This window comes from Streptomyces sp. NPDC058279 (assembly GCF_042881255.1).
In the GTDB taxonomy this organism is placed as follows: domain Bacteria; phylum Actinomycetota; class Actinomycetes; order Streptomycetales; family Streptomycetaceae; genus Streptomyces.
Map to the genome: position 1 here is coordinate 1 of NZ_JBHVYA010000027.1, position 8747 is coordinate 8747.

The 8747-nt window shown below is 72.4% G+C and carries 8 protein-coding genes and 1 pseudogene; 7 read left to right on the plus strand and 2 right to left on the minus strand.

Annotated features, from left to right (window positions below):
• Window positions 1-317: 317 nt before the first annotated feature.
• Both ACFVXJ_RS30030 and ACFVXJ_RS30035 read left to right on the plus strand, forming a co-directional pair.
• Window positions 318-611, plus strand: a complete 294-nt coding sequence (locus ACFVXJ_RS30030; RefSeq protein WP_389666476.1) for a hypothetical protein — start codon at window positions 318-320, stop codon at window positions 609-611.
• Window positions 608-1297, plus strand: a complete 690-nt coding sequence (locus tag ACFVXJ_RS30035) for a restriction endonuclease (protein ID WP_389666477.1) — start codon at window positions 608-610, stop codon at window positions 1295-1297. Before ACFVXJ_RS30030 ends, ACFVXJ_RS30035 begins: the two co-directional genes overlap by 4 nt.
• Window positions 1298-1357: 60 nt before the next feature.
• On the opposite strand, the pseudogene ACFVXJ_RS30040 reads toward ACFVXJ_RS30035, so the two are convergent.
• Window positions 1358-1597: pseudogene (locus ACFVXJ_RS30040) on the minus strand (site-specific integrase); the annotation flags it as partial.
• A 636-nt stretch (window positions 1598-2233) separates the two neighbouring features.
• Between ACFVXJ_RS30040 and ACFVXJ_RS30045 the strand changes: the two are divergent.
• The gene (locus ACFVXJ_RS30045) at window positions 2234-3220 is read left to right on the plus strand and encodes an alpha/beta hydrolase (RefSeq protein ID WP_389666478.1); all 987 of its coding nucleotides are present in this window, start codon (window positions 2234-2236) and stop codon (window positions 3218-3220) included.
• A 51-nt stretch (window positions 3221-3271) separates the two neighbouring features.
• Here ACFVXJ_RS30045 and ACFVXJ_RS30050 read toward each other — a convergent pair whose 3' ends face one another.
• Window positions 3272-3904 carry a TetR/AcrR family transcriptional regulator gene (locus ACFVXJ_RS30050; protein ID WP_389666479.1) on the minus strand — a complete coding sequence of 211 codons (633 nt, stop codon included), beginning with the start codon at window positions 3902-3904 and terminating at the stop codon, window positions 3272-3274.
• A 155-nt stretch (window positions 3905-4059) separates the two neighbouring features.
• Here ACFVXJ_RS30050 and ACFVXJ_RS30055 point away from each other — a divergent pair, with 155 nt between their 5' ends.
• The 4 genes from ACFVXJ_RS30055 to ACFVXJ_RS30070 all read left to right on the plus strand — a co-directional run bounded on the left by ACFVXJ_RS30055 (window position 4060) and on the right by ACFVXJ_RS30070 (window position 8636).
• Window positions 4060-5574, plus strand: a complete 1515-nt coding sequence (locus ACFVXJ_RS30055; RefSeq protein ID WP_389666480.1) for an APC family permease — start codon at window positions 4060-4062, stop codon at window positions 5572-5574.
• A gap of 160 nt (window positions 5575-5734) precedes the next feature.
• The gene (locus tag ACFVXJ_RS30060; protein WP_389666481.1) at window positions 5735-6856 is read left to right on the plus strand and encodes an agmatine/peptidylarginine deiminase; all 1122 of its coding nucleotides are present in this window, start codon (window positions 5735-5737) and stop codon (window positions 6854-6856) included.
• A gap of 98 nt (window positions 6857-6954) precedes the next feature.
• Complete coding sequence (locus ACFVXJ_RS30065; RefSeq protein WP_389666483.1) at window positions 6955-7539, plus strand: TetR/AcrR family transcriptional regulator; 585 nt, start codon at window positions 6955-6957, stop codon at window positions 7537-7539.
• Between the two features lie 116 nt (window positions 7540-7655).
• Complete coding sequence (locus ACFVXJ_RS30070) at window positions 7656-8636, plus strand: zinc-binding dehydrogenase (protein ID WP_389666485.1); 981 nt, start codon at window positions 7656-7658, stop codon at window positions 8634-8636.
• Window positions 8637-8747 lie beyond the last annotated feature (111 nt).

The window sequence follows — 8747 nt, forward strand, 5'->3', positions numbered from 1 at the left end:
ACGAAACCCCCGCAACTACCTGGCCTTTCTCGGCCTCGCCGCCGCCCTCTGCTGCTACAAACGACTCGTCCGCCTCACCACATAGGACACGGTCTAAGTGCAACCGAACCCTCAGCGTCATCACCTCAACGGGGGCGGCGCCCGGCGCGGTCGTCGCTGACCGCGCTCCGCGGGAAATGGCCATTCGGCGCACCCTGCGATTCACAGCACGGCACACGACCGAAAAGCCTCGGCGCAGGCCGGCGGGCTGTGCAGTCGGCCGGGCCTTCCCGAAGACATGGCCGACATGCACCCTTGCCACCCGCACAATCATGAAAGTGCATCAGGTTTTGTCGGTGGCCGCCGCTACAACCGATCTGGAAGTCCGCACGGTGCGGACCGATGGGGAGGGAATCAGCGTGCCGAAGGTTCCGGACGGATACGTGCGCGTGAGCAGCTACATCCGCCGCAAGCCAGGTCCCAGGAAGGCCAAAGGCTTGAGCGTCTGGGCCGTGGCCGGCCTGTGCGCCGTGGCGTGGCTCTGGGGTCAAGTCTTCGGGTTCGGCGACAGCTCAGCCGAGCAGCAGCCCGCGCCGAAGCCCGCCGTCTCCGCGCCGGCGGGCGGGCAGTGACGGCCCGGCGGCGGCGAAGCATCCTGTGGCGCCCGCGCAGTGCCGCAGACGTCCTGGGTGCGGCAGCCGTTGCCCTCGCGCTCGCGGTCGCCCTGGCACAGGCCGCATCGCGCCTCCTGGCGAAGGCCGCCGAAAGCTGGCCGCTGCTGGTCCTGATCGGTCTGGCCCACGCCACCGGCTTGGCCTGCCTCAAGATACGGCGCTCTCGCCGGAACCGCGCGGACAGCGAGAGGCTGGCTCGCCTGTGCATCACCTTGTCCGAGTTGGACGTGATGGACGACCAGCAGTTCGAGTACGCGCTGCGCGATCTCCTCGTCCGCGACGGCTGGGCGGCCACGAAGGTGGGACGTGGCGGGGACCAGGCCGCGGACGTGATCGGCGTCCTGATACCCCTCGGACGGATCGTGGTGCAGGCGAAGCACACCCGCGTCGGCGGCAAGGTCGGCTCGTCGGTGATGTACGAAGTGAACGGCACCGCAGGGCCCGCACACAGGGCGGACCACGCCGTAGTCGTCACCAACGGCTCCTTCACCCGTGACGCCATGGCCTGGGGCGACCGCCACGGAGTCCACTGGGTCGACCGCGACCGACTGGACCACTGGGCCCACAAAGGCAAGGCCCTGCACGAACTGCTCGGACTGCCCGCGCGGCGCTCCCGCCTGCCGCCCTGGCGTCGGGCGGCTTGAGCCGCAGAGCCGACCCACCAACGAGATCGGGTGGCACCGCACGTGCTGTGCCACCCGATCTCAGGCGAGGGCAAGGTCTTCTGAGACGTACTGGGGGGCCACTCCGAGCAGCGCATCGACTCCCGCGCGGCCCTTGCCGCCGGCTTCGGGCATGAAGTGGGCGTAGTGGTCGAGGGTGATGGTCGGGCTGAAGTAGCCGAGCCATCGGACGAGGGTGACGACGGATTCACCCGCCTCGAGGATCACGGAGGCGTAAGTGTGCCGGAGTACGTGGAAGCCATCGTTGCGGGAGGCCTTCCAGCGCCGGCCCTTCTCCCGCACGGCGGATCACGCCGGTCTGGACCTCCCCAGGGCAGCTCGACCTCGACGGCCGCCGCATGGTCACCGTCGTGCACGCCGCCGTCGACCGCCCCCGGCGCCACGCCGACCGGCTCGCCTTCGCGGCGGCCCACGTCCACCTCGCCGGGCCGCACTACTGCGACATGCTGCGCCGCGCCGGCCTGCGCGTCCACCACAGCCGCCCGGGCCTCGGCGCCCGCGCCCTCGTCGACTCCGGAGTCTTCCTGTACGGCACGCCCGGGAACGTCGCCGCCGAGCTGGCCGAATACGAACGGGCGGGGGTGGACGAAGTTGTCGTCAACGTCGCGGGAGTGCATTCCGAGCACGCGGCCGACAGGACGCCGTACGGGACCTCCAGGAGATCCTCGCGGTCCGCCGGGAGGCGACGAACTGTACCCCGTACTGAACGCCCCACGCCGCCGGCGGCGTCTCCACCTCCACCGGCATTCCGATCCCGGTTTCCACGAGCACCGCTCCCCCACCTCGAACTCGTTCGGGAGCCGACCCCAGCCCGGACCACTGACACTGCACCGAACCGGCGTCCGCCGTCGCGCCGCCAGGGCCCGGGGTGGGAGGGGTGGGTGGTTGACTGGGGGGATGGAGCGTGGGGGGTGGGGGGTGCCGGGGTTGGACGGTGAACTGGGGGCGGTGCTGGCCGGGTTGGGGGGTGGGGTGAGGGAGCCGGTCACCCCGGGGAACCTGGCCGCGCGGCAGGAGCGGGACGCCGCGGGCAGACCGAGGCCGACGGTGCGGGAGCTGCGGGCCGACGGGCGCTTCGAGGTGGAGGAGCTGCGGGTGCCGAGGGCCTCCGGCGGGGAGGACGTCACGCTCGTGAGCGCGCGGCCGGCCGGGATCGCCGGGCCGTTGCCGCTGCTGTACTACATGCACGGCGGCGGGATGATCACCGGCAACGCGTGGTCGGTCCTTCCGCGGCTGCTGCGCGAATGGGCCCTGCCGCTGGGGTTGGCCGTCGTCTCCGTCGCGTACCGCCTGGCACCGCGGACGCGGTATCCCGGGCAACTGGAGGACTGTTACGCCGGTTTGTGCTGGGCTTCCGAACACGCGGCGGCGCTGGGTGTGGACGCGGACCGCGTCGTCATCGGGGGCAAGAGCGCTGGCGGTGGGCTCGCCGCGGCGCTCGCCCTGTTCGCCCGCGACCGGGGCGGCCCCCGGGCGATCGGGCAACTGCTCCTGTGCCCGATGCTCGACGACCGCAACGACAGTTTCTCCGCTCACCAGATGGCCGGTGTCGACCTCTGGGACCGGACCTCCAACGCGACGGCGTGGCAAGCCGTGTTGGGCGACCGGTACGGCGCGCCGGACGTGCCGCCGTACGCGGCTCCCGCGCGCGCCACGGATCTGTCCGGACTGCCCCCGGCCTACATCGACGTCGGTTCGGCGGAGACCTTCCGGGACGAGGACGTGGCCTACGCCCAGGCGATCTGGCGGGCCGGCGGTCGGGCCGAACTGCACGTGTGGCCGGGGGGCTTCCACGGCTTCGACACCTTCGCGCCGGAGGCGGCCCTCAGCCGGGACGCCCGTGAGGCCCGTACGCGCTGGCTCCGCCGCGTCCTGTCGGCCTGATCCTCGCCCGACAGGACCGGGCCCGGCCGTCACCAGGCCGCCGGACGCCCCCTAAGGGCTCGTCGGCGTCGGCAGGCCGCGCAGGACGAGGTGGATGCCGAGGGTGAAGCCGCGGGTGTCCAGGGCCGGGAGGCCGCCGGGGTGGGTGGCGGAGGCCCGGAGGGAGGCCGCCAGGGCGGGGTAACGGGGCTCGTACTCCGCCGGGGGGAGGTTGAAGCCGGCGGTGAAGGTCTCCAGCGCGGAGCCGAGGACGAGGTTGTCGATGGCGGCGGCGGCCTCGGCGGCCTCGGCCGGTGTGCACCCGGCGCGGGTCAGGGCGTCGAGCAGGGTGTCGTAGCCCCGCAACGCCTTGTCGGAGGCGACCCGGCGGCGCGCGACCAGCGGGATCATGTGCGGGTAGCGGAGGTAGACGCCCCGGTAGCCGTGGGCGTACGCGGCGATGCCCGCCACGCCGCCCGGGTCCGTCAACGGGCCGAGGTCGATCTCGTCGTTGATCAGCTCCGCCACCGCGTCGAGCAGGTCTTCCTTGGACGCGACGTGGTGGTACAGGGAGGCACCGCGCACCCCGAGCCGGTCGGCGATCGTCCGCATCTTCAGGGCTTCCACGCCCTGTTCGTCCAACAGGTCCAGAGCCGCGCGGGCGATGAGCGCGCGGCTGAGGAGGTTCTGGCTCGGCCGTGCCATCGGGAGCTCCCTCGTCTCGGCCTGCAGATTACCTGCCGGGAACGCTTCACAAGGCGTCGGGAGCACCGCTACATTCACGCCACCTCGTTTTCCTAACGCGGTTAGATTTAGCGCGCCGGCGCCGCTCGCGGCTGCCCGCGCCCGGTGAGGTGATCATGAACGACACGTCGAACCCCGATTCGGATGCCGCGCGGCTGCAGGCACTCGGCTACCGCCAGGAGCTGCGGCGCAGCCTCGGCATCCTCGGGAACATCTCGATGGGGTTCGCGGTGGTGTCCCCCGTCGTGGCCCTGTACGCCGTCTCCATGGTGGGGACCACGGTGGCGGGGCCCATGTGGGTGTGGGCGCTGCCGCTGGTGCTCGTCGGCCAGTGCCTGGTCGTCAACGTCTACGCGGAGCTGACCTCGCAGTGGCCGCTGGCCGGCGGCCCGTACCAGTGGGGCAGGCGCCTGTTGGGTCCGGCCTTCGGGTGGCTGGGCGGCTGGGTCTGGCAGTTCGCCGTCATGTTCGGCAACACGACGGTGGCGTACCTCGCCGCGCCCTGGGTGTACGCGCTCTTCGGCGCCGTGCCCACACCCGGCGGGCTGGTCGCGGTGGCCGTCGCCATCCTGCTCGTGTGCATGCTGGTCAACGCGTACGGGATCACCATCCTGCGCTGGTTCGTCTCGCTCGGGATCGCCGCCGAGGCGGTGGCCTCCGTGCTGGTGGGTCTGATCCTGCTGCTGTTCTTCCGCGAGCACGGCTTCCCCCTGTTCACGAAGACGCTCGGCGCGGAGGCACTGTCCGGCGGCTCGACCGTCGCCGCCTTCCTCGCGGCCGTCGCCGTCGCCGGATGGGCGTTCATCGGCTTCGACGCCTGCGTGTCGACGGCGGAGGAGACCAAGGACGCCGGCCGTCAGGTTCCGCGGGCCATGTGGTGGGCGCTGCTGAGCGTCGGCGCCGTCGTCATCCTGAACGCGATGGCCGTCGCGCTGGCTCACCCGCATCCGGAGGCGGTGGTGGCCGGCCAGGACGTCGATCCCGTCACGACGGCCGTCGTGCACGCCTTCGGCGACTGGTCGGACAAGCCGTTCGTGGTGGTGGTCCTCGTCGGGTTCCTGGCCTGCGCGATGGCCTCGCAGGGCGGGGCGGCCCGCGGCCTGTTCTCGCTCGCCCGCGACGGCGTCTTCCCCTTCTCCCGGCACGTGCGCAACGTCAACCGGCGCAAGGCGCCCATCGGCGGCCTCCTCGCCTCCACCCTGATCAGCGGGAGCGCCCTCGCCCTCGGGCTCAACGCCACGGCCATCGGCAGCCTCATCTCCTTCGGCACCGCGGCCACGTACCTGCCGTTCTTCCTCGTCTCGCTCGCCGCGCTCATCGCCCGCCTGCGCGGGAGTTGGGTGCCCTCCGGGCACATCCGGCTGGGCGCCAAGGGCACCTTCCTCAACGTGCTCGCCGTGGCCTGGACCGCCTTCGAGGTGGTGAACGTCTGCTGGCCGCGCACGATCCTCGCGCCGCCGGACGCCCCCTGGTACCAGGTGTGGGCCGCCCTGCTCGGCACCGGAGTGGTGCTGGGCTCCGGCCTCGTCTACCTGGCCGTCCGCCGCCCGCACCACCGGCTGCGCGACGGGGGCGAGCCGGTCGCGCGGCCGCGCGCCGAAGGGCTGGAAGTCGCCGCCGAGCGCCCCTGACCGGGGACCGCCGCCCCGCGCGCCCGCGAACCGCACGACCCCGAAGCGCACGACCCCCGAACCGCGCGCAACCGAAGCGCACGACACCGAAGCGCACGACCCCCGAATCGGCCACCCCCCGCGCACCGCCCGCCCGCACTCCCCGGAAGGACACAACCACATGGACCAGCCCCGCCCCTCCCGCCGCTCGTTCTGTACCGGCGCGCTGACCGCCGCCGCGACCGTCTTCCTCACCTCCGCCGGCGCCGGGCCGGCCGCCGCCCAGCCGGCCGGCGGCACGCTCACCGTCCCCGCCGAGTGGGAGGGCCACTCCGGCTGTGTCATGTCCTGGCCCTGGGACCGCACCGACGGATGGGGCGGCCTGCTCCCCCAGGTGCAGGCCGAGGTGGCCGCCGTCGCCAAGAGCATCGCCCGTTTCGAGACCGTCCTGATGTTCGCCGAGCCCGGCACGGTCGCCGACGCCCGCCGCCAGTGCGGCGCCTCCGTCACCGTCGTGGAGTACCCCGTCAACGACTGCTGGACCCGGGACACCGGACCGATCTTCGCGTTGAACGCGGGCCGCACCCAGCGCACCGGGCTCGACTTCCGCTTCAACGGCTGGGGCAACAAGTACCCGTACGACAAGGACGACCTGCTGCCCGTCGGCGTCTGCTCCTACCTCTCCGTACCGCGGCAGCCGGTGGACCTCGTCCTGGAGGGCGGCTCCGTCATCACCGACGGCCAGGGCACCCTCATCACCACCGAGGAGTGCCTGCTCAACCCGAACCGCAACCCCGGGATGACCCGCGCCCAGATCGAGGCCGCGCTGCTCGCCGCGTACGGGGCGAGCAAGGTGATCTGGCTGCCGTACGGCCTGGACAACGACCTCATCACCAACGGGCACGTGGACCTCGTCGCCTCCTACCTCGGCCCCGCGCGGGTCCTGCTGCACACCCAGCCCGACACCAGCAGCCCCAACCACGCGCGCATGGAGGCCAACCGGGCCGTGCTCGCGGCCGCCACCGACGCCTGCGGACGGCACTTCGGGATCGAGGAGCTCCACCAGCAACCGCACTTCCAGGTGAACGGCGCGCTCGTGGACACGTTCAGCTACACGAACTACTACCTGACCAGCGGCAGCGTCGTCGTCCCGACGGCGCAGGAGCCGGACGACGCCGCCGCGCTGGCCCGGTACGCCGCACTCTTCCCGGGCCGGGAGATCGTCGGCATCCCGGCCCGCACCCTGGCCTGGGGCGGCGGCGGGGTCCACTGCATCACCCAGCACATCCCCGCAGTGTCGTAGGTGTCGTAGCCGGGTCGCAGGCGTCGTAGCGGCGAGTGGACCACCCCCACAGCATCCCGGGGGTGGTTCTTGAATGGTCACTCATGTATGTTGGGCGCATGCCCCGACCCCGCGAGTTCGAACCGGAAGACGTCCTGAACCAGGCCATGCTGCGGTTCTGGGAACGCGGGTACCGGGCGACTTCCATCGAGGACCTGGTGAAGGCGACCGGAGTGAAGCCCGGCAGTCTGTACGGCGCCTTCCCCGGCGGCAAGCACACCCTCTTCGTGAAGTCGCTGGAGCGCTACTCCAAGCTGGTGGTGCCCCGGAAACTCGGCGAACTGGAGGCGTCGGACGCCTCGCTGACCGAGGTCCGAGGCTACTTCGACGGGCTCGTGCGGGACCTGCTCAGCCCCGAGGGCCGTCAGGGGTGCCTGCTCGTCAACACCGCCATCGAGCGCGCCGCCGAGGACGACGAGGCGGCGGCCGTGGTGCGGGGCCACCTGGCCCGGCTCGAACGGTGCATGACCCACGCCCTGGGCAACGCCGTGCGGCGGGGTCAGGTACGCGCCTCACTCGATCCCGTCGGCAGCGCCAAACTGCTGGTCGCCACCTGCCAGGGACTGATGGTCGTCGGCAAGGCGAACCCCGACGAAACGCTCTTGCGGGCGATCGTCGACAACGCCTTCGCCGCTCTCGCCTGACGCCCGGAACCCCACTCCGGCCACCCTCGGGCGCTTTCGGGCGCCCTCGGGCCACCCACGCGGTGGCCCTTTTTCGGCCCCCATACTTGAATGACTACTCAAGAACGGAATCGCACATGAAGGCCATCGTCATCACCGCCCACGGCGGCCCCGAGGTCCTCGCCGTCACCGAGCTTCCCGACCCGGTGCCCGCCGCCGGCGACGTCCTGATCCGGGTCAAGGCCTTCGGCCTCAACCACGCCGAGGCGTACATGCGCGCCGGAGCCTGGGGAGACGTGGCGGCCGTCCCCGGGATCGAGTGCGCCGGGGTGGTCGAGCACGACCCCTCCGGCCTACTCGCCCCCGGCACCCGGGTGGTGGCGATCCTCGGCGGCATGGGCCGTACCCGCGACGGCAGTTACGCGGAGTTGGTCACCGTACCGGCGACCAACGTGGTGGCGGTGCGGTCCTCGCTCGGCTGGGCCGACCTGGCCGCGGTCCCCGAGGTGTACGCGACCGCGTGGAGCGGGCTGTTCGGCAACCTGGACCTGCGGCCGGGCGAGACGGTCCTGGTGCGGGGGGCGACCTCCTCGCTCGGCCAGGCCGCCGTCAACCTCGCCGTCGACCACGGCGCGACGGTGGTGGCCACCACCCGGAACCCGGCGCACATCGCGCTGTTGAAGGAACTGGGCGCCCACGAGGTGCTCGTCGACGACGGTGCGCTCGCCGCGCCGATCCGTGAGCGGGGGCTCGACGTCGACGCCGTGTTCGACGTCGTCGGCAACAGCGTCCTGCGCGACTCCCTCGCCCTGGTCGCGCCCCGCGGCCGGGTGTGCCAGCTGGGCTTCCTCGGCGGGTTCGCGCCGGTACGGGACTTCGACCCGATCGCCGACCTGCCGAGCGGGGCGCGGCTGAGCTTCTTCGGCAGCGCCTTCGTCCTGGGGACCCCCGCGTTCCCGCTCTCCGACGTGCCGCTGGAGGAGATCTACGGCAAGGTCGAAGCCGGAACGCTGCGGGCCCGTCCCACACGGGTCTTCGCGTTCGAGGAGATCGTCGAGGCCCACCGGGTCATGGAGGCCGGGCGGGCCCTCGGCAAGATGGTCGTCACCGTGGACTGAACGCGCCCGCGCGTCGGGGGCCGCGCCCCGCGGCCCGGGCGCCGCGGGGCCGGGGGCCGCCCCCCCGGGGGGGCGGTGCACCTGGGGGCGGGCGGCGGGGGGGGGCCACCC